This window comes from Deltaproteobacteria bacterium (assembly GCA_030690165.1).
Classification (GTDB): Bacteria; Desulfobacterota; GWC2-55-46; order UBA9637; family UBA9637; genus JACRNJ01.
The window spans coordinates 240,270-258,792 of sequence record JAUYHF010000007.1 but is presented as its reverse complement, the minus strand read 5'-3'; the positions used below and the strand labels follow the sequence as shown (position 1 = coordinate 258,792).

Sequence of the window (18,523 nt, the reverse complement as noted above, 5' to 3'; positions counted from 1 at the left end):
TTATTCATCTTTGAACCCAAATCAAAAAAAGAAATTTCATAATATTGTTTTTGAGAATAATTTCAAAAACCTTCAAATCCCTGATGACCCGAAGATAGCGGAACTTTTACAACACTATAATGTATGAAATCTTACATCTTTATAACCGCTGAGGGCTTTACTCATCAGCCTAATTCTGAATCTCCAGAACCTGATATTGAAAATTGCCAGGTAATTGGTTTTGCTGAAGGCAATAGCCCAGAAGAGGCGTTTGACAACTTGATAGAAGAAAATAATTACCTTTTAGAAACTAATTTTGACGAAATAATCTGTTTTGAGCTAAGGCATAAAGATTATCATAAGTTTTCAAGAGGTTTCAGCATCAGTAATAAGCGAGAAAATTACAAAGCATCTATAAATTTATAACATTAACAATTTCAAGCAAGCACAAGGAGGTGACCATGCCCAAATTTTTTGTAGACTTTGAATTCGCCGGACATATTGAAGTTGAGGCTCAAAATGAGGAAAAGGCTAAAGAAGTAGTAGAGGCGATGAATCTTGACAAACTTGCCGAGCATATCCAAAACTTTAATATCGGCAAGTATTATGTTGACGAAGTATGATTTTTGATTGTTATAGCAAAAACTTTTAATTATTAACAGTCTCGAAATAGACTATATACATAAAACAAAAATCTCCCCATGCTGTCATTCCAGCAGGTATTAAGCGGGAATCCAGAGTCTTTGTATTTTCGTCAATAACACAAAAGACGCTGGATGTCCGATAGAAACATTCGGGCATGACAAAATTGGTTAGTCAGATTTTTATAAAAGCATGTTGTTACTATTGAGACCGTTAATAATTAAGCCAAAAGCCATCTTATGAAATCCATAACCATAAAAAAAACCCAATCCCTCAAAGGCGAGATAACCGTTCCGGGCGATAAGAGCATCTCTCACAAGGGGATTATTCTTTATGAAGGTTAGAAGGCAAGAGGTTCAGACAAAAAAAGTAAGACGACCTGTGATATGCTAAATAAAGTAAAAGATTGTTTTAGAAAAGGTAAAGTGTTCTATACCTTTCATGCCAAAGAGGAGATGAGGAATGAAAGATTTGGAATAATTAAAGATGCTGAAGTATATGAGGCAGTATTGAGAGGAGGAGAAAATGAAGTGCGTTATTTGTAAAAACGAAGATATTGTAAAAAAGAGGGTTGAAGAAGAAATTAAAAAGGGAAAGGATGTTATTTTTGTCCCTGTAGAAACCCTCGTGTGTCAGAATTGCGGCGAAAGATATTATGACAGACGAACTATCCAATTTTTAGAGGGAATAGAGGAAAAGGTCAAAAAGAAAGAGGTTAATCTGGAGACGGTTGGAAAGGTTTTGCATGTGGTAGGGTTATAGTTTGATAAACATAGAGTATAGGGATATGAAAAACATTACTGTAAAAAAGATTAACTCCCTCAAAGGCGAGATAACTGTTCCCGGCGATAAGAGCATCTCACACAGAGCTATTATGCTTGGTTCTATTGCTGAAGGGGATACGACAATAAAAGGGCTTTTGAAGGGCGAAGACAATATGGCGACTCTCAAGGCATTCGGGCAGATGGGGATTCGTATTGACGAACATAAAAACGGCATAGTCGCTATTCAGGGCAAGGGGCTTCATGGCCTTACGGAACCGCAGGATGTAATAGATGCCGGAAATTCAGGAACCACCATAAGATTGCTTACAGGGCTTCTTTCCGGACAGAATTTCTTTTCCGTTATAACCGGAGACCAATATCTTAGAAAAAGACCCATGAAAAGGGTTGTTGAACCATTGGCACAGATGGGCGCTAAGATATTCGGAAGGGAAAATGGAAACAAGGCGCCTCTTGCAATCATCGGCTCAAAGTTGAAAGGAATAACTTACAACTCTCCGGTTGCGAGCGCGCAGGTAAAATCTGCTGTTCTCCTTGCGGGTCTATCTGCCGATGGAGTTACAACAGTAACAGAGCCGACCATTTCCCGAGACCACACGGAACGGATGCTTGCATATTTCGGCGCAAAGGTAAAACGCAGCGGAACTGCCGTCAGCATTGCAGGCGGGCAGAAACTTTTCGGGAAAGAAATTGAAGTTCCGGGCGATATTTCCTCTGCCGCATTTTTTATGGTTGCGGCGCTTATTACAGAAAATTCGGAACTACTGATAAAAAATGTCGGGATAAATCCCACAAGGACAGGCATCATTGACTTATTGCAGGCAATGGGTGGAGATTTGAAAATAGTAAACCAACGAGAAATTTCCGGCGAACCTGTCGGAGATATTTTGGTACAATCAACTAGGCTCAAGGGTATAGAGATACAGGGAGAGATAATTCCGAGGGCCATTGACGAATTGCCGATTGCTGCTGTTGCCGCTGCATTTGCCGAAGGCACCACGACTATAAAAGATGCTAAAGAACTAAGGGTAAAGGAGACAGACAGGATTGAATCAATGGCAAGCGAACTTGGAAGGATAGGCGTTAAGGTTACCCCGTTGCCGGACGGTATGACTATAGAAGGCGGGAAAAGACCGATAGGAAATGACAGCTGTAACAGCTGGGGCGACCACAGGGTTGCAATGTCAATGATTGTTGCGGGGCTGGCATCGGAAAAAGGCATAACTATTTCAAATACAGACTGCATAGATACCTCTTTCCCCGGTTTTATGGAATTATTAGAAAGTGTTAAAAGGGCATGAAAAGAGGTCTTGTAATTGCCATAGACGGTCCTGCTGGAACCGGCAAATCCACAGTGAGCAGGCTGCTTGCAGAGAGATTACATTTTACATATCTTGATACAGGCGCAATGTACAGGGCTGTTGCAGTCAAGGCCTATGAGGAAGGCATTGATATTGAGGATGAGGATAAATTAAAAAAACTCTGTTCAAAGATAAGACTTAATTTTAAGGACAATAAAATATTTGTTGACGGCAGGGATTATTCTAATGAGATAAGAAAGACGTCTGCCGGCCCCCTTTCTTCAAAGGTTTCGACAAAAAGGGCTGTAAGGGAAGCTATGGTCAGATTGCAGCGTTCTATGGCTGAAAACGGCTCTGTGGTAATGGAGGGAAGGGATATCGGCACGGTTGTTTTTCCTGATGCTGATATAAAGTTTTATCTGGATGCCTCGGCAGAGATTCGGGGTAAAAGAAGATATCTGGAATTAAAGGAGAAAGGAAGCGATGTTTCCCTTGCAAAGGTTATTGAAGAGGTGAAGGCAAGGGATGAGCAAGATTCTACAAGGGCCCTTTCGCCGTTAAGAAAGGCAGACGACGCCATCCATATAGACACAAGCAATATGGCAATAGAAGATGTAGTAAGAAAAATGGTGGAGGCGATTGAAAAATAGATATGGAAATACTTGTCGCTAAAAATGCAGGTTTCTGCTTCGGCGTAAAAAGGGCCATAAACATGGCAGAGGAGTGCACTATGGACGACAAGGGGTGTATCCACACCCTGGGGCCGATAATCCACAATCCTCAGGTAGTAGAGGAATTGAAGAGGAAGGGTATATCTGCTGTCAACACCGTTGAGGATGTAGACAGCGGCGCAATCATAATCCGCTCCCACGGCGTTACATTGCAGGAGATGGAGATTGTAAAAGGAAAAGGGCTTAAGATAGTTGACGCAACCTGTCCGTTTGTTAAAAAGACCCATGAGTATGTGGAACTTCTAACAAAAGAAGGTTATTCAATAGTTGTTGTTGGTGATAAGGAGCATCCTGAGGTCAAAGGGATTTTGAGTTACGGCGGAAAGGATATAATAGCAGCAGGAAGCGTGGATGAGCTAATGGGGATGCCGAGGAGAAAAAAGATAGGTATAGTTGCGCAGACAACACAGTCAATCCAGAATCTTCAAGCCATAGTTGCGTTCTGTGTTGCAAGGGCGTCTGAGATAAAGATATTCAATACAATATGCAATGCCACATCTGTCAGGCAGGATGAATCCACAAAACTTGCAGCGCAAGTGGACTGCATGATTGTTGTGGGCGGAAAGAACAGCGCCAATACCAAGCGGCTTGCAGATATTTGCAGGAAGATCCAGCCAAAAACCTATCATATAGAGGTTGCCGGGGAATTAAATCAGATACACTTTAATGGCGCAAAAAAGGTCGGCATAACAGCAGGCGCATCCACACCCAACTGGATAATAGAAAAAGTGATAGAGGCTGTAAGTCAGATATGTGAACAGGCAAAGAGGTAATGGCCGTAAAATAGCGATTAAAAACCTCGCTATTTTACAAACCTGCGATTTGCCTGTCATACTTCGTTATCGGACAATTTTTACTCCTCACCGTATTGGTGAACATACGGCTCGTCGTAAAAATTGCCCGCTGCCTCGTTTGGCAGGCAACTTGCAGGTTTCCCCAAAAATCAAAGTCTATTTTTGGTAAGGGATTTTAACTTGACAAATATACTAAAGTATTATACAAGAGTAAAAGACTCAACTTTTAAGATAACTCTTGGAGAGATAAATATATGAGCAGGCATATTGTTCAGGATTTACCGCAGATTAGATGGGATTTGAGTTTGGCAAAGCAGTCTATTGTTGACATGGTTGGCAACACCCCGCTCATTAAGATAAATAGAATTACCAAACAGCTTCCCATGTCGGTGGAGGTTTATGCAAAACTTGAGAACTATAATCCTGGCGGTTCTGTGAAAGACAGGGCGGCAAAGAGGATGATAGAGGATGCGGAAAAGAGCGGCAGGCTTACCAAAGATAAGATAATTCTTGATTCCACATCCGGGAATACCGGCATTGCGTATGCTTGGATTGGCGCTGTAAAGGGTTATGGCGTTGAGTTGGTTGTGCCTGCAAATGTGAGCGAGGAAAGAAAAAAAATACTCAAGGCATTTGGCGCAAAGGTCGTGTTTTCAAATCCTCTTGAAGGTTCTGATGGCGCTATAAGGCTTGCTTGGAAGCTTTATGTGGATAATCCTGATAAATACTGCAAACTTGACCAATATAACAATCCATCGAACCCTCAGGCGCATTATGATACAACAGGCCCGGAGATAATAAAGCAGACCGATGGCAAGATTACCCATTTTGTGGCAAGTATCGGGACAAGCGGTACTATTATGGGCGCCGGCAGGAGATTGAAGGAATTTAATCCTGATATAAAGGTGATAGCAGTGGAACCTGCCACACCACTCCATGGTCTTGAAGGTCTTAAGCATATGGCTACATCAATTGTTCCAGGTATATATCACGAAAATGAGCTTGACGATAAAGTGCCTGCGCCCACTGAGGAGTCATACGATATGGCAAAGAGACTTGCCATTGAAGAAGGGCTTTTTGTCGGCCAGTCTTCCGGAGCGGCAATGTGGGGCGCCCTTGAAGTGGCGAAGAAGTTAGATAAATCCGTTATAGTGGTATTATTCCCTGACGGTGGAGACAGGTACCTTTCGACGCGGTTGTGGGACTGAATAAATCAAGGCTAAAGCCTTGAGTTACTGTAACTCAAACCTTTAGGTTTGAGCAATTATTGCTTAAGATTATGCTTTATTTATCACAAGATATTTACAATGAAATAATCGGTCATGCAAAAAAGGCATATCCGCATGAATGCTGCGGGGCGCTGATTGGAAAAGGTAAATCAGTTGCAAAGGCGCGGCTGATGGAGAACATAAATAAAGACAGGGCAAATGACAGATACGAGATAAACCCTAAGGAATTATTGAAGATTGAAAAAGAGGCATCGCTTGACAGGCAGGAGGTGATTGGTTTTTATCATTCCCATCCAGACCACCCTGACCGGCCGTCGGCCTTTGACAGGGAAAGGGCATGGGCTTTTTACTCGTATATCATTATTGCCATTCAAAACGGAAAAGATGTTTCGGTAAAATCATGGACATTTGAAGATGATAAAGAGCCGTTTATAGAAGAGGAGGTAGCGATTGCAAATTGAAGATTGCGAATTGAAGATTGCAAAATTAAAAATACAAAATTAAATTTGCAATTTACATTCTGCACTGGAGCGAAGCGACATGAATTTTACAGAAGAGCAAATAGAACGTTATTCAAGGCATATAATACTTCCGGAGGTTGGAGGCAAAGGCCAGGCTAAGCTTCTTAATGCAAAGGTCTTTGTGCTTGGCGCAGGCGGTTTGGGGTCGCCTATACTTCTGTATCTTGCTGCTGCCGGTGTCGGCACAATAGGCATAGCTGACGGCGACTGCGTTGATTTGAGCAATCTCCAGAGACAGATAATCCATGATACAAACAGGATTGGTGTGCATAAGGCTGTATCTGCAAAAAAGTCCATAGAGGCCCTTAATCCTGATGTAAAGGTGATAACATACAAAGAAAGGCTAAGCGCGGAGAATATAAGAGAAATAATAAGGGGCTACGATATTGTCATGGATGGAAGCGACAATTTTCCTACAAGATATTTGATGAATGATGCAGCATTTTTTGAGAAGAAGACCCTGATATCGGGCAGTATGTTTAGATTTGACGGCCAGGTTACAATATTTAAACCTCACGCAGGCTACCCTTGCTATAGATGCCTTTATTCTGAGCCGCCGCCAAAGGGCCTTGTGCCAAGCTGCCAGGAGGCAGGCGTCTTAGGGGCATTGGCAGGTGTAGTCGGGGTTATACAGGCAGTGGAGGCCATAAAGGAGCTTCTGGGTATTGGCAACACACTTGCAGGTCATCTTCTTATCTTTGACGCACTTGGCATGAATTTTAGAAAGGTGAAGGTCAGGAGAGACCCTGAATGCGCCCTCTGCAGTGAAAAGGCAACAATAAAAGAGCTTATCACCTATGAAGAGGCATGTGAATTCAAGGCAACCGAGCAGTGCGGGGTGTAATCTTTGAGTTAATTCTACCATGAAAAAATCCAATCTATATCTCCACAATCCTGGTTATCTGAAGATAGACCTTATGCTCAAGGGCATAAGGGTTGACGGCAGGGTTTTTAAAAAGGCAGGCTTTGATAAATGCCATGACCTCGTGGATATTACTTGCGGGTTGGATATTATGCTTCCCCGCAGTACATGGGTAACTGCCCCTTATGCTGAAGATTTTGTAAAAGAATCGCCGTATGAACTGATAGAAAAGGGCAATAGATTTTTTATAGTCAACGGCGGTGAGTCGGTTCAGGTGTCTATTGTGCCTACCCCTAAGTTTTATCAGCTTAAAACAAAGACGGGTATCCGGCTCTCAAAGATAGGTCTTGTCCACGGGGGATATGTGGCAATAACCCCTGCAACCCAGTGTGATTTCTTTAATAAAGATATAGAATGCAGGTATTGCGCAGGCAGTCCTGATATTCAGGAGGGAAAGGGCAAAACATACACTGTTGAAGATGTGCTGGAGACTGTTGAGGCTGCGTACAAAGAAGGCAAGGCAGAGATTGTATATCTGTCAATAGGTTTTTCAGAGACGCCGGACGGCGGCATAGAGTTTTTGAAGCCGTATATAAAGGCTATAAAAAAGCGCTTTAATACCCTGATTGCTGTAGAGGCTCTTCCGCCAAAGGAGAACAGATGGATTGATGAAACTTACGCAGTTGGCGCGGATTCTGTTTTGTATAATCTGGAGATATTTAATGAAAGGCTTTTTAAAGAGATATGCCCCGGAAGAGACAAACTTATTGGAAGAGAAAGGTATCTTGAGGCCTTAAGATACGCCGCTGCCATATTTCCGAACGGCACTGTGGCGTCTCATCTTATCGTTGGGCTTGAACCAATAGAATCAACCATGAAGGGGATAGATTTTTTAACCGGTATTGACGTAGTGCCGATACTCCCTATTTACAGGCCTTTAACAGGGGCAAAGATTTTAAAGTATAAAATGCCGTCTACTGATGATGTTGCGCCGGTATACGGACATCTTTACAAGGCTGTTATGGCAAATAAAATAAATACAAACTGGGTCAGAGATATAAGTATTGTGACAACGCCGTTAGAGGGAAGGTTTTTTGTCGGCGCAGAGGCAAGGATAAAAAGATTTATACAGAATTTCTACAAATCAAGATTAGGATTAAAGGCAGCATGGAGCCTTGCAACCCTGCGAAGGAAGTTGAGGGTCAGGATAAGAGAATCATCCGACGGGGTGAAGGAGGGCTAACGGAGTGAAGATAGAGATAGACAGACGCCCCATCTGGATTATTATTGTCTTAAAGAGTTTCAGGCTGCTATTCTTTCTGGCAATCGGGTTAATCTTCTTTTACATTATAAATCTTCCAACACCGGATGGACTTTCAATTCAGGGACAGAGGGCTATTGCCCTGTTTGTCATTTGCCTGATATTGTGGGTTACAGGCATACTGCCGCTTGCCATAACCAGTCTTCTGGCGATTGTAACAGTGCCTTTGCTGGGGATATTGGACAAGAAGGAAACATATGCGCTGTTCGGAAATGAGCCGGTTTTTTTTATACTTGGGGCATTTATCCTTGCCGGCGCTGTCATGCATTCCGGATTATCCGGCCGTATCGCGCTGGCTATTATGAATAGATTCGGGAAGACTGCAACAGGGCTTCTTTTAAGCATATTTTTTCTGGCTGCAATACTTTCATTTTTTATGTCAGAACATGCTGTGGCAGCCATGTTGTTTCCTATTGTGCTTGAGATTGCAAAGGGCTTGAACCTGAAACCAGGCAAGTCAAATTATGCAAAGTCATTATTTCTTGCCCTTGCATGGGGATGTATAATCGGCGGCGTTGCGACCTTTTTAGGAGGCGGGAGGGTTCCACTTGCCGTTGGCATGCTTAAAGAGGCAACAGGCGCAGGCATTGATTTTTTTGAATATACCATTGCCGTTTTCCCAACAGTCGTGATAATGCTCTTTATCGGCAGTATTTTTCTTATTAAATTCTTTCCAATGGATGTTGACAGCATAGAGCAGGCAAGGACTATATTTGCCCGGAAGATTAATGTCATCGGCAAGATAGGATATGTGGAATATGCGGTAGGTATTGTAATGGCAATGACAATATTGTTCTGGCTGTTTTTGGGCAAGGACATTGGGATAGCCAATATAGCTATTGTTTCTGTTGTTGGGCTTTTTATATTAAAACTTGTCAGATGGAAGGATATTGAGGAGTATGTAAACTGGGGTATAATACTTATGTATGGAGGCGCGATAACACTTGGCGCAGCAATGGAGAAGTCAGGCGCTGCGGCATGGATAGCAAATAGAACTATCGGCGATTGGGCGAATAGCCCGTGGGTTATTATTGCGCTATTTTCCCTTTTAACAATCCTGCTGACAGAGGGGATGAGCAATTCGGCAGTGATAGCTATACTTATGCCGGTGGGGATTGGCATAGCCGGTAAATTCAATATAGAGCCAAAGCTTGTTACTTATGCGATTGCGATCCCGGCAGGCATGGCCTTCTGCTTTCCCATGTCAACACCAGCAAATGCCATAGCGGTTTCATCAGGCTACATAACGGCAACGGATATGGCAAAGGCAGGTATTATAATGATGACAATTGCATGGATAGTGTTTAACCTCGTGGCCAGATTTTATTGGCCGCTGATCGGGATAAAGATATGAAAATCAACCCCACCCTCACCTTAATCCTCTCCCTGAGGGAGAGGAGACTATTTTATTCCCTCCCCTTCAAGGGGAGGGTTAGGGTGGGGATGGGGTAAGAGAGGATATTTACACGTGAAGAACATACTTCTCATACTTTCCACATCAAGGACCTCGCAGGATGCTATAGAGTATGCTGTTAATCTGGCAAAAAAAGAGAAGGCAAAGCTTGTAGTGCTTTACATTGTGGAGACAGAGCTTGCCAATGAGGTCTTTGATAAATTTACAGACATAGGTTTTATAGGCGACAAACCTTCAACACAACTTACTGAGGCTATCATGAAGGAATACCGGCAGCGCGGCTATGAGGAGATGGGCAAGGTTCAGATAAGGGCAATGGAGGAGAATGTGGATTTTGACGCAGTTACAACCCAGGGCGATTTTGTTGAAAAGGCCATTGAGGTGATTGAAAGATACAAGGTTGATGTGGCAGTGACAATAAAAAGAAAACGTTCAGCGTTTCTAAAATATTTTTCAAAGTCTATGGTAGATGAGCTTGTTGAAAAGGCGCCTTGCAAGGTGGAGGTATTTGAAGAATAGAAACAGGCTATAAACGAAGGGAGACGACATGACACATCAGAAGGCAACAAACATAAAATGGCATCACGGAAAGATCACAAAAGAGGATAGAATAAAACTCATAAAGCAGAAAGGTGTAACTATATGGCTTACAGGACTTTCAGGTTCAGGGAAGTCAACGATTGCTGTTGAGCTTGAACATGCGCTCCTTGAAAACAGTCATCAGGCGTATATCCTTGACGGCGATAATATCCGGCACGGCTTAAATAAAAACCTTGGTTTTTCACCGGAGGACCGCTCTGAAAATATCCGGCGCATTGGAGAGGTTGCAAAGCTTTTTACAGATGCAAATATCATAACAATAACGGCTTTCATATCACCATACAGGCAGGACAGGGAAAATGCCAGAAAACTGCAAAAGGACGGGGAATTTATAGAGGTGTATGTAAAGTGTCCGCTGGATGTCTGCGAACAAAGGGATACAAAAGGGCTTTATAAAAAAGCCCGCGCAGGCGAGGTCAAAGAATTTACAGGCATATCAGCGCCGTATGAAGAGCCTCTGAATCCTGAGATAACAATTGATACTTCAAAACTCTCAGTTGAAGAATCAACAAAGGCTATATTGAGCTATCTTGAAGAAAAGGGATATGTGAAATTTTAGGCTATAGACTATAGACGATGGGTAATAGAAAGAAAACCTATAGCCCATTGCCTATCGCCTGTTTTTACTATGAAGATTGAAGATATTACAAAAGAGACCCTTGATAAATTAAACAAAATGTCCGCAGAAGAACTTATCAAATGGGCATTTGAAAACTTCAGGGAAAAATGCGCCATAGGCACAAGCTTGCAGCTTACAGGCGCTGTAATAACAGACCTTGCAAGCAGGCATTTAAAAAAGTTTAGAGTTTTCACCATTGACACCCTTCGTCTGCATCCGGAGACTTATGAGGCAATATCTGCTGCGGAAAAGAGGTATGGCCTGACTATTGAGAAGTTTTATCCGGAAGAGGGCGCATTAGAGAACATGATAAAGAAATTCGGCGAATATCTGTTTTTTATGGATAAGGCAAAGCAGGAATATTGCTGTTTTATAAGAAAGGTTGAGCCTAACAGACGCGCATTAAAAACCCTTGATGTCTGGATAACAGGTTTAAGGAGAGACCAATCTAATTACAGAAAAACTGTCTCAAAGGCTGAGATTATTGAAGAAGATGGAAGGAAGATTCTAAAACTAAATCCACTTGCTGACTGGAGTATGGAAGATATATGGCAGTATATCAAAGAAAACAATCTGCCGTATAATAAGCTCTTTGACAAAGATTATGATTCTATCGGCTGTATAATATGCTCAACACCCTTGGTTAAAGGCGAGCCGCCCCGCTCTGGCAGGTGGAGATGGTTTCACAAAGAAGATGAAAAAAAGGAATGTGGAATACATAAATAAAGGTTGAGGTTAAGGTCAAGGTTAAGATTAAGATTTATTTTTTTCTCAACCTCATCCTCAACCTTGACCTTATCATAAGGAGGAGATAATAAATGATGGGTCTTATTGAGCCGCATGGCGGCAGGCTTGTGAACAGGATTCTTGAAGGAAAGGAAAGGGATGCCATTTCAGAAAAGGCGCAAAAATTAAAAAAGACGCACCTGAGTGACAGAGAAATATCTGACCTTGAGATGATTGCAATCGGCGCATTCAGCCCCCTTGAAGGATTTATGAAAAAGGGAGACTATAACAGCGTCATGGACAATATGAAGCTGTCAAACGGCCTTCCATGGACAATCCCGATAACACTTTCTGTTACAAAGGATGAGGCAAAAAATATAAAAGAAGGTGAAGATGCAAGCCTTGTAAATGATGCAGGAGAGATACTTGCAGTCTTGCATGTTGAGGAAAAATTCAGCCACGATAAAGAAAAAGAGGCCATTCAGGTCTATGGCACAAAGGATATGGCGCATCCTGGTGTTGCAAAGGTTTTTGAGATGGGTGATATTCTTCTTGGGGGCAAGGTTTCTGTCATTCACAGGGTAAAACAGGAGAAATTCAAAAAATACAGGCTTGACCCTGTTGAAACACGGCATTTGTTTAAAGAAAAGGGTTGGAAGAGGGTTGTCGGCTTTCAGACAAGAAATCCAATTCACAGGGCGCATGAATATATACAGAAGTGCGCTTTAGAGGTGGTTGACGGCCTTATGATCCACCCGATTGTCGGTGAAACAAAAGGAGATGATATCTCTGCTGCTGTAAGGATGAAATGCTATGAGGTATTATTAGAGAACTACTACCCGAAGGACAGGGTTGCCCTTGTTGTAAATCCTGCGGCAATGAGATATGCAGGGCCAAAAGAGGCAATATTCCATGCGCTCATAAGAAAAAACTATGGCTGCACGCATTTTATTGTCGGAAGGGACCATGCAGGTGTAGGGAATTACTACGGCACATTTGATGCCCATTATATATTTGACGAATTTGACCCTCAGGAGATCGGTATAACACCGATGTTTTTTGACCATACATTCTACTGCAAAAAATGCGAGGGAATGGCTTCGTATAAAAGCTGCCCCCATGACTCCAGCCATCATGTTACACTTTCAGGCACAAAGGTAAGGGAGATGTTAAGGGCAGGGGCAATGCCACCGCCGCAATTTTCAAGACCGGAGGTCGCTAATGTTTTGATAGAGGCGATGAAAATGGTCTGATGCGGAAATTTATAAAGCCCGTTTCCGGCCAAAAGAGGCTAGGTACGGGCTTTACGTTATGGAAGATAATTTGTCAGGTCAGGCTGCCGGAGTGTGTGGCGGTAGCTGTGTTATGTTCACCGGAAGCCTGAATGTAAAATTACTCCCCTTGCCGTATTCACTATCCACGCTTATGCTTCCTCCCTGCATTTCCACATAACGTTTTGTCAGGGCAAGACCGAGCCCTGTTCCTTCGTGTTTTCTGCTTAATGAACTGTCGGCCTGTTTAAATTCCTTAAATATCAGGTCTATGTCTTCGCTTTTAATCCCTATCCCATTATCTATGACAGATGTCTGCAAATAATAGTTGTTGGACACGGCATTGACTTTTATATAGCCGCCTTCCCCTGTGAATTTGACGGCATTGCTCATGAGGTTATACATTATCTGCTCAAACATCCTTTTGTCAGCCACAATTGTGGATATATTATCGTCTATATTAACCTCTATAGATATCCTTTTTTTGAAAGCCATTGGATATATGATGGCCTGTGTTTCTTTTATAGCAGCCGTAACAGAGAATTCTGCGGGTTTTATCTCCATCTTGCCTGCCTCTATCTTTGAAATATCAAGGATGTCGTTTATCAGCGCAAGCAAATGACTGCCGCTCTTGTGTATGTACTCCGCGTATTCCGTCTGCTTTGCAGTTAATTCTCCGCACATGCCTTCATAAAGCATCTCTGAAAAACCAAGGATAGAATTGAGCGGTGTTCTGAGCTCGTGCGACATATTGGCAAGGAATTCCGATTTCAGACGGTTCACATCCTCCATTTCCTTATAACTTCTTTTCAGGTCTTCGGTCCTTTCTGCAACACGTTTTTCCAACTCGGTATACGACTGGTTTATTTTCTCCACCATCTGATTGAATTCCATGGCAAGTTCCTCTATCTCATCGCCTGTCTTTATATCAATACGATGGCTCATATCGCCGCTTCCTATAATCCTGGCGCCGCGCTCAAGAATATGGATAGGCTTTACAATCCTTCTTGCTGCCCAGAATCCCATTGCGGAAAGGATGCCAACCGAGAAGACCAGAAGCAGCAGAGTCCTTTTTAACAGGGCGCTCATAGGCGCATAACTTTCTTCCGGAGACTGGCTGACAAATGTATACCATTTGTTACCGCCAAAGATATTCTTCCCATAATCGAATGAGAAGGCTAACGGAGCAAATCCTGAGATGGCATCTACATCACCACGGGCATTATCCTTGACAACAGCCCAACCTCTGCGGGTTAAAGTAATATCCCTCATAAGCTCCTCTGTAACCATCTGAATATGAGGAGGAAGCATAGAGTAGATTAGAATTGACCCGGAGGAATTGAGCAGCATGACATGACCGCTCTTGCCGATTCGAAGTTTTTGCACCACCTGTGAGAGCCTTTCTATCTTATGGACTATACGTACAACACCGAGAAGGTGATTTCCTCCTTCGTCCATGATAGGGGCTGCGATGCCCTGCAGATACTGATTTTTATCCGGATCAAGATATATCTTGCTTATATATAATTCCCCTTTACCGTTATTATAGGCTGTCTGCCACCACTCTTCATTCCCAAAATAAAGATACTGGGTCTTGTCTGTAGACGCTACCAGCGCGCCTCTTGAGTCGGTTATAAAAAGCTCCGCATATTCGCCTGTCTGCTTCTTGATATCCAGAAGATATCTGGCAGCAAGGTTTAACAAATATTTTTTTAAAGACTCGTCTTTGTTTCCAGTCATTACCCATTGCAGATCCATCTGCCGTATCTCTTTTTCAATTGAGGCCTCTCCCCTGCCTGCATATGCCTTATTGGCAGACCTGACTGCATCTCTTAAGACCGGGGATATGGCCAGACCCCTGATGCTGGAAACATACTGTTCTATGATTATTTCTATGTTGCCTGCTATCTCTCTGGTTATCCGCGCAAAGTCCTTCCCTACAGATTCTGTGAGCTCCTTCCTGCCCTGGAGGTAAACAAAAGATGTGCCCACAATAATAGGGAGTATTCCAACTATAAATATAGAAACAGCTGTCCTTCGCTGAATAGCCTTTTTCATATTTTCAGGCCTTCTTCTTTTTTGGTGATATCTTTTCCAATGACTACAAGGCCTATGACCGTGCCTCTCCTGTCCTTTAATCTTGAAATTGTGAGACTGATACGCACAATATCTCCGCTCTTTTTCATAAGCCTTGTATCGTAATTTGACACATTTCCATACTCGACCGCCCTTTCCCTTATCCTCCTGTAATCCCTCTTGTCAACAAACATGTCTTCAAATCTAACACCCACCATATTTTCTCTATTATAGCCGAGTATATTTTCGGCGCCCCTGTTAAACTGAACGATTTCGTCATAAAGTGTGGTGGTAATAATCATATCTCCGGAATATTCCATGATGTTCTCCAGATATTCCTTTGTTTTTTCCAGTTCAGCGGTTCTTTCATCCACCATAGTTTGAAGTTCTTTATTATATTTCTCAATCTGGTCTCTGGATGCCCTCAGGTCAAGCGCCATTTGATTGAATGAGGTAACCAGATCCCCAATTTCATCCTCTGTTGTCTTCTCGACCTCATGATAAGGGGCGCCCTTGGCAACACTACTGGCAGCCAGGGATAATGCCCCTATGGGGGTTGTAATCCTATGCGCCATATAAACGGATATCCCTATCCCGGCAACTATCGCAATTATAGAAAAGGTTATAATCTGCTTTAAGGCCTTCTCTTTCGCCTGATCAGCCACTATGACCACTTTATCGAGCGATCGCCATGTCTCGTCATACAAGGCATCCATATTGTTAATAAGGGCAAGCTTTGCCCTGTCCGTATCCTTCAATAGGGAGACAAGGTTTGCGCTCCGTTCCGCATCTGTCCAGCCTAAAGACACCTTGGTGCTTTTTCGTATAAAATTTAACTCATCATCCACCTCTTTAAGAAATTTCTTTTCATTGTCCTTGAGCCTGAGCTTACCCGTATATAAAATCTTTTTTTCCACATCAAGGGCAAGCGAGTCATAGTAGCTTGTATCGTGCACAGGATCTTTTATAAGCACATCGTTTATATCAAGGAAAAGTTTTACAGATTGCATGAGGTTGTTAACTATGTCATATTTATGCGCATGCACAAGAATCTGGCTTGCAGTTCTACTGACATTATCCAGCGCCAGATATCCCAGAATGCTTACTGACAGCATAAGACACAGGATGGCTGCGTAACCAAGCATAAGCTTTATTCTGATTGCGAGTTTCATCTGCAGTCCCCCTTTAATAAGTCTGTGTAAATACTATCTGAAATCAGCTACTGTCTCTTTTCCCTTTTCAACTGTTATGCTTTTAACCGGGCTAACAGCCTTCTTATACCACATCTTAAGGTTATATACCCCGGGAGGCAGATCCTTTATCTGGTATTTCCCGTCTTTGTCCGGGACTACAAAATAGGGGTTCTTCAGCGCCAGTATATAGGCTTCCATCATAGGATGGATATTGCATAGAACGACTACCTCGCCGAGACGGTCAAATGTGAATGGCCTCACCACTCCTTTAGGATAGGTGCCAAGGTTGAACTTATATCCCGCCCATGACGGTGTATAGATATTATTAAGCAGACCGTCGCTGTTATGAAAATCCACTGTGGTACCTACAAGCACAGGAAGCACATAGGGAACAAATGTCATATCAATCTGGTCCATAATGGGATTTTTTCCGGAAGGTATGAATGTGCCGCCTGTGTTTTCAATATAGACCACTGCCTTTCCTGCGTCATCCGCTGACTTATATTTGACAGTTCCCCTGATAGTCTCTGCGTCTGCTATATTGACGGATAATATGAATAAAATTATAAAGAGTACTATGGCTTTAAGAAGTATTTTTATCTGTTTCATCGGTGTTTCCTCCTTGATTAATTATATCAAGTTTTCCATCAATAATCAGCTTCATGTTGGCCTGGCAGATTTTTGATTTTTACAACTTGTTCAATCCGTTCAATGCCGCAACCTTATATGCATCTGATAATGTTGGATAGTTGAAGACCGTATCCTTAAAATAATCTATCGTCCCTCCAAAACTCATAACTGCCTGGCCTATGTGTATAAGTTCTGATGCCCTTTCCCCTATTATATGAACGCCTAAGAGCCTCCTGTCCTCTCTGTGAAAAAGGAGTTTAAGCATGCCATGTATATCTCCGGTTATCTGCCCCTTTGCAACTTCCTGGAAAAGGGCGCAGCCAACCTCATAAGGTATGGCCTTTGCGGTCAATCCTTCTTCTGTTTCGCCAATCATGGATATCTCCGGAATCGTGTATATGGCAAACGGAAGATGAGGAACTAACTCACAGGTAATCTGCTCTTTGTTAAATGCGTTACAAACCGCCTTTCTTCCCTGCTCCATTGATGTAGATGCCAGCGCCGGGAACCCTATAACATCCCCTACTGCATATATGTGAGAGACAGCGGTCTGGTAGTTTTCGTTCACCCTGAGGCTGCCCCTGTTGTCCTGACTTAAGCCTATTACCCCAAGGTTTAGCATGTCAGTATTTCCTACCCTGCCCATGGTATAGAGGAGCTTTTCTGAAACAGCCTGTTTTCCGCTTTTTAAGTGGGTAACAACCCGATCCTCCTTTTCTACCACTATCCTTACCACCTCTTCACTGAGTCTGAGGGTGATGCCGCTGTGCCTCATCCAGTAAATAAGGCTGTTTACAATCTCTTCATCTGCAAATGGGAGAAGCCTTGATTTCTTTTCTACAAGGTCAACCTTTACCCCAAGGGAGGCAAACACACAGGCATATTCACAACCAATGACCCCGCCGCCGATTATGGTGATGGTTGACGGTATATTATCTATCTTTAATATTGTGTCTGTATCGTATATATGGCTCTCATCGAAGGGTACCTCTTTAGGCCGAAGCGGTCTTGTGCCTGTTGCTATAATGATAACCTCTCCATAAAGTTCTTCAGCAGCAGTTGCTCCCTTTACAGCCAATCTATGCTCATCTATAAATGAGGCCTCTCCGTAGATTATCTCTATATTGTTTCTGCTGAACTGGTCTATTATTATCTCCATCTGCTTTTTAATCACATCCGTCTTTCTGTGCATCAGTTCCTGCAGGGTTACCTCTCTCCCAATGGCAAGCTGAAAACCAAAGATTGCCCTCTGTTTAAAACCCGCGAGAAAAAGCGCCGCTTCCCTTAATGTTTTGCTGGGCAGAGTTCCTGTGTGAAGACCTGCCCCGCCGATATATGGCTGCCTTTCTATGACTGCAACCTTTTTTTTAAGTTTCGACGCCTGAAACGCAGCCCGCTGGCCGCCTGGCCCCGAGCCTACTATAAGCACATCAAATTTCCTGATAAAAGCCTCCCCAAAAGCTTCGTAAAGGATATATCAATATAATTGAAAAGGCAACCCCGAAAGGATTCCCATAAAAAAAACCTTGACTCACGTGAGGGATTTGCTTTACATTAAAAGCCTTCATTGGGGGATCGTCTAACGGCAGGACGCAAGACTCTGACTCTTGCTATCCAGGTTCGAATCCTGGTCCCCCAGCCAGACTTGTGATAAGTGCAAATTGAAAATTGCAGATTTCAAATTTTAAATCTTATAAATTTGCATTTTTCATTTTGCAATTTTCAATGTTTTTATAAAGAGGTCCCATCGTCTAGAGGCCTAGGACGGAGCCCTCTCAAGGCTTAAACACGGGTTCGAATCCCGTTGGGACCACCAGGATAAATCAAACGCA

The 18,523-nt window shown here is 42.8% G+C and carries 20 protein-coding genes and 2 tRNA genes; 18 read left to right on the top strand and 4 right to left on the bottom strand.

The window, feature by feature from the left end:
* Positions 1-123: 123 nt before the first annotated feature.
* The 16 genes from Q8P28_02555 to sat all read left to right on the top strand — a co-directional run bounded on the left by Q8P28_02555 (position 124) and on the right by sat (position 12,774).
* Entirely contained in the window at positions 124-405 is a 282-nt protein-coding gene (locus tag Q8P28_02555; GenBank protein ID MDP2681675.1) for a hypothetical protein, read from the top strand.
* 35 nt (positions 406-440) lie between these two features.
* Positions 441-602 (top strand): hypothetical protein, encoded by a 162-nt coding sequence (locus Q8P28_02550; GenBank protein ID MDP2681674.1) that lies wholly within the window; start codon positions 441-443, stop codon positions 600-602.
* Between the two features lie 405 nt (positions 603-1,007).
* Positions 1,008-1,166: a hypothetical protein gene (locus Q8P28_02545; protein ID MDP2681673.1), complete on the top strand. Its 159-nt coding sequence runs from the start codon at positions 1,008-1,010 to the stop codon at positions 1,164-1,166.
* Complete coding sequence (locus Q8P28_02540) at positions 1,147-1,383, top strand: YgiT-type zinc finger protein (GenBank protein MDP2681672.1); 237 nt, start codon at positions 1,147-1,149, stop codon at positions 1,381-1,383. Before Q8P28_02545 ends, Q8P28_02540 begins: the two co-directional genes overlap by 20 nt.
* A gap of 25 nt (positions 1,384-1,408) precedes the next feature.
* Positions 1,409-2,704 (top strand): 3-phosphoshikimate 1-carboxyvinyltransferase, encoded by a 1,296-nt coding sequence (gene aroA / locus Q8P28_02535; GenBank protein MDP2681671.1) that lies wholly within the window; start codon positions 1,409-1,411, stop codon positions 2,702-2,704.
* Positions 2,701-3,354 carry a (d)CMP kinase gene (gene cmk / locus Q8P28_02530; GenBank protein MDP2681670.1) on the top strand — a complete coding sequence of 218 codons (654 nt, stop codon included), beginning with the start codon at positions 2,701-2,703 and terminating at the stop codon, positions 3,352-3,354. The genes aroA and cmk overlap by 4 nt, the downstream gene beginning before the upstream one ends.
* Positions 3,355-3,356: 2 nt before the next feature.
* On the top strand, positions 3,357-4,208 hold the full coding sequence (locus Q8P28_02525) for a 4-hydroxy-3-methylbut-2-enyl diphosphate reductase (protein MDP2681669.1): 852 nt from the start codon (positions 3,357-3,359) through the stop codon (positions 4,206-4,208).
* Between the two features lie 275 nt (positions 4,209-4,483).
* Positions 4,484-5,437 (top strand): cysteine synthase family protein, encoded by a 954-nt coding sequence (locus Q8P28_02520; GenBank protein MDP2681668.1) that lies wholly within the window; start codon positions 4,484-4,486, stop codon positions 5,435-5,437.
* 71 nt (positions 5,438-5,508) lie between these two features.
* Positions 5,509-5,919, top strand: a complete 411-nt coding sequence (locus Q8P28_02515; GenBank protein ID MDP2681667.1) for a M67 family metallopeptidase — start codon at positions 5,509-5,511, stop codon at positions 5,917-5,919.
* 79 nt (positions 5,920-5,998) lie between these two features.
* The gene (moeB, locus tag Q8P28_02510; GenBank protein MDP2681666.1) at positions 5,999-6,823 is read left to right on the top strand and encodes a molybdopterin-synthase adenylyltransferase MoeB; all 825 of its coding nucleotides are present in this window, start codon (positions 5,999-6,001) and stop codon (positions 6,821-6,823) included.
* A gap of 19 nt (positions 6,824-6,842) precedes the next feature.
* The gene (locus tag Q8P28_02505; protein ID MDP2681665.1) at positions 6,843-8,084 is read left to right on the top strand and encodes a radical SAM protein; all 1,242 of its coding nucleotides are present in this window, start codon (positions 6,843-6,845) and stop codon (positions 8,082-8,084) included.
* A 4-nt stretch (positions 8,085-8,088) separates the two neighbouring features.
* The gene (locus Q8P28_02500; GenBank protein ID MDP2681664.1) at positions 8,089-9,516 is read left to right on the top strand and encodes a DASS family sodium-coupled anion symporter; all 1,428 of its coding nucleotides are present in this window, start codon (positions 8,089-8,091) and stop codon (positions 9,514-9,516) included.
* 114 nt (positions 9,517-9,630) lie between these two features.
* Positions 9,631-10,095 carry a universal stress protein gene (locus Q8P28_02495; protein MDP2681663.1) on the top strand — a complete coding sequence of 155 codons (465 nt, stop codon included), beginning with the start codon at positions 9,631-9,633 and terminating at the stop codon, positions 10,093-10,095.
* A gap of 28 nt (positions 10,096-10,123) precedes the next feature.
* Entirely contained in the window at positions 10,124-10,735 is a 612-nt protein-coding gene (gene cysC, locus Q8P28_02490) for an adenylyl-sulfate kinase (protein MDP2681662.1), read from the top strand.
* Positions 10,736-10,804: 69 nt separating this feature from the next.
* Entirely contained in the window at positions 10,805-11,521 is a 717-nt protein-coding gene (locus Q8P28_02485) for a phosphoadenylyl-sulfate reductase (GenBank protein MDP2681661.1), read from the top strand.
* Between the two features lie 92 nt (positions 11,522-11,613).
* Positions 11,614-12,774: a sulfate adenylyltransferase gene (gene sat, locus Q8P28_02480; protein MDP2681660.1), complete on the top strand. Its 1,161-nt coding sequence runs from the start codon at positions 11,614-11,616 to the stop codon at positions 12,772-12,774.
* Positions 12,775-12,852: 78 nt separating this feature from the next.
* Here the strand turns inward: sat and Q8P28_02475 are convergent, their stop codons facing one another.
* From Q8P28_02475 to sthA, 4 genes are all read right to left on the bottom strand, one after another.
* The gene (locus tag Q8P28_02475; protein MDP2681659.1) at positions 12,853-14,850 is read right to left on the bottom strand and encodes an ATP-binding protein; all 1,998 of its coding nucleotides are present in this window, start codon (positions 14,848-14,850) and stop codon (positions 12,853-12,855) included.
* The gene (locus Q8P28_02470) at positions 14,847-16,040 is read right to left on the bottom strand and encodes a PAS domain S-box protein (GenBank protein MDP2681658.1); all 1,194 of its coding nucleotides are present in this window, start codon (positions 16,038-16,040) and stop codon (positions 14,847-14,849) included. The genes Q8P28_02475 and Q8P28_02470 overlap by 4 nt, the downstream gene beginning before the upstream one ends.
* A gap of 33 nt (positions 16,041-16,073) precedes the next feature.
* Positions 16,074-16,670: a carboxypeptidase regulatory-like domain-containing protein gene (locus Q8P28_02465; GenBank protein ID MDP2681657.1), complete on the bottom strand. Its 597-nt coding sequence runs from the start codon at positions 16,668-16,670 to the stop codon at positions 16,074-16,076.
* A gap of 79 nt (positions 16,671-16,749) precedes the next feature.
* The gene (gene sthA / locus Q8P28_02460; GenBank protein MDP2681656.1) at positions 16,750-18,120 is read right to left on the bottom strand and encodes a Si-specific NAD(P)(+) transhydrogenase; all 1,371 of its coding nucleotides are present in this window, start codon (positions 18,118-18,120) and stop codon (positions 16,750-16,752) included.
* Between the two features lie 139 nt (positions 18,121-18,259).
* Here sthA and Q8P28_02455 point away from each other — a divergent pair.
* Positions 18,260-18,333: transfer RNA gene (locus Q8P28_02455), tRNA-Gln, on the top strand.
* 98 nt (positions 18,334-18,431) lie between these two features.
* Positions 18,432-18,507 (top strand) — tRNA-Glu (locus tag Q8P28_02450).
* Positions 18,508-18,523: the final 16 nt, after the last annotated feature.

Coding starts and splice junctions, on each gene's coding strand:
- Q8P28_02555 (MDP2681675.1), top strand. CDS start 124: ATGAAATCTTACATCTTTATAACCGCTGAGGGCTTTACTCATCAGCCT.
- Q8P28_02550 (MDP2681674.1), top strand. CDS start 441: ATGCCCAAATTTTTTGTAGACTTTGAATTCGCCGGACATATTGAAGTT.
- Q8P28_02545 (MDP2681673.1), top strand. CDS start 1,008: ATGCTAAATAAAGTAAAAGATTGTTTTAGAAAAGGTAAAGTGTTCTAT.
- Q8P28_02540 (MDP2681672.1), top strand. CDS start 1,147: ATGAAGTGCGTTATTTGTAAAAACGAAGATATTGTAAAAAAGAGGGTT.
- aroA (MDP2681671.1), top strand. CDS start 1,409: ATGAAAAACATTACTGTAAAAAAGATTAACTCCCTCAAAGGCGAGATA.
- cmk (MDP2681670.1), top strand. CDS start 2,701: ATGAAAAGAGGTCTTGTAATTGCCATAGACGGTCCTGCTGGAACCGGC.
- Q8P28_02525 (MDP2681669.1), top strand. CDS start 3,357: ATGGAAATACTTGTCGCTAAAAATGCAGGTTTCTGCTTCGGCGTAAAA.
- Q8P28_02520 (MDP2681668.1), top strand. CDS start 4,484: ATGAGCAGGCATATTGTTCAGGATTTACCGCAGATTAGATGGGATTTG.
- Q8P28_02515 (MDP2681667.1), top strand. CDS start 5,509: ATGCTTTATTTATCACAAGATATTTACAATGAAATAATCGGTCATGCA.
- moeB (MDP2681666.1), top strand. CDS start 5,999: ATGAATTTTACAGAAGAGCAAATAGAACGTTATTCAAGGCATATAATA.
- Q8P28_02505 (MDP2681665.1), top strand. CDS start 6,843: ATGAAAAAATCCAATCTATATCTCCACAATCCTGGTTATCTGAAGATA.
- cysC (MDP2681662.1), top strand. CDS start 10,124: ATGACACATCAGAAGGCAACAAACATAAAATGGCATCACGGAAAGATC.
- Q8P28_02485 (MDP2681661.1), top strand. CDS start 10,805: ATGAAGATTGAAGATATTACAAAAGAGACCCTTGATAAATTAAACAAA.
- sat (MDP2681660.1), top strand. CDS start 11,614: ATGATGGGTCTTATTGAGCCGCATGGCGGCAGGCTTGTGAACAGGATT.
- Q8P28_02475 (MDP2681659.1), bottom strand. CDS start 14,850: ATGAAAAAGGCTATTCAGCGAAGGACAGCTGTTTCTATATTTATAGTT.
- Q8P28_02470 (MDP2681658.1), bottom strand. CDS start 16,040: ATGAAACTCGCAATCAGAATAAAGCTTATGCTTGGTTACGCAGCCATC.
- Q8P28_02465 (MDP2681657.1), bottom strand. CDS start 16,670: ATGAAACAGATAAAAATACTTCTTAAAGCCATAGTACTCTTTATAATT.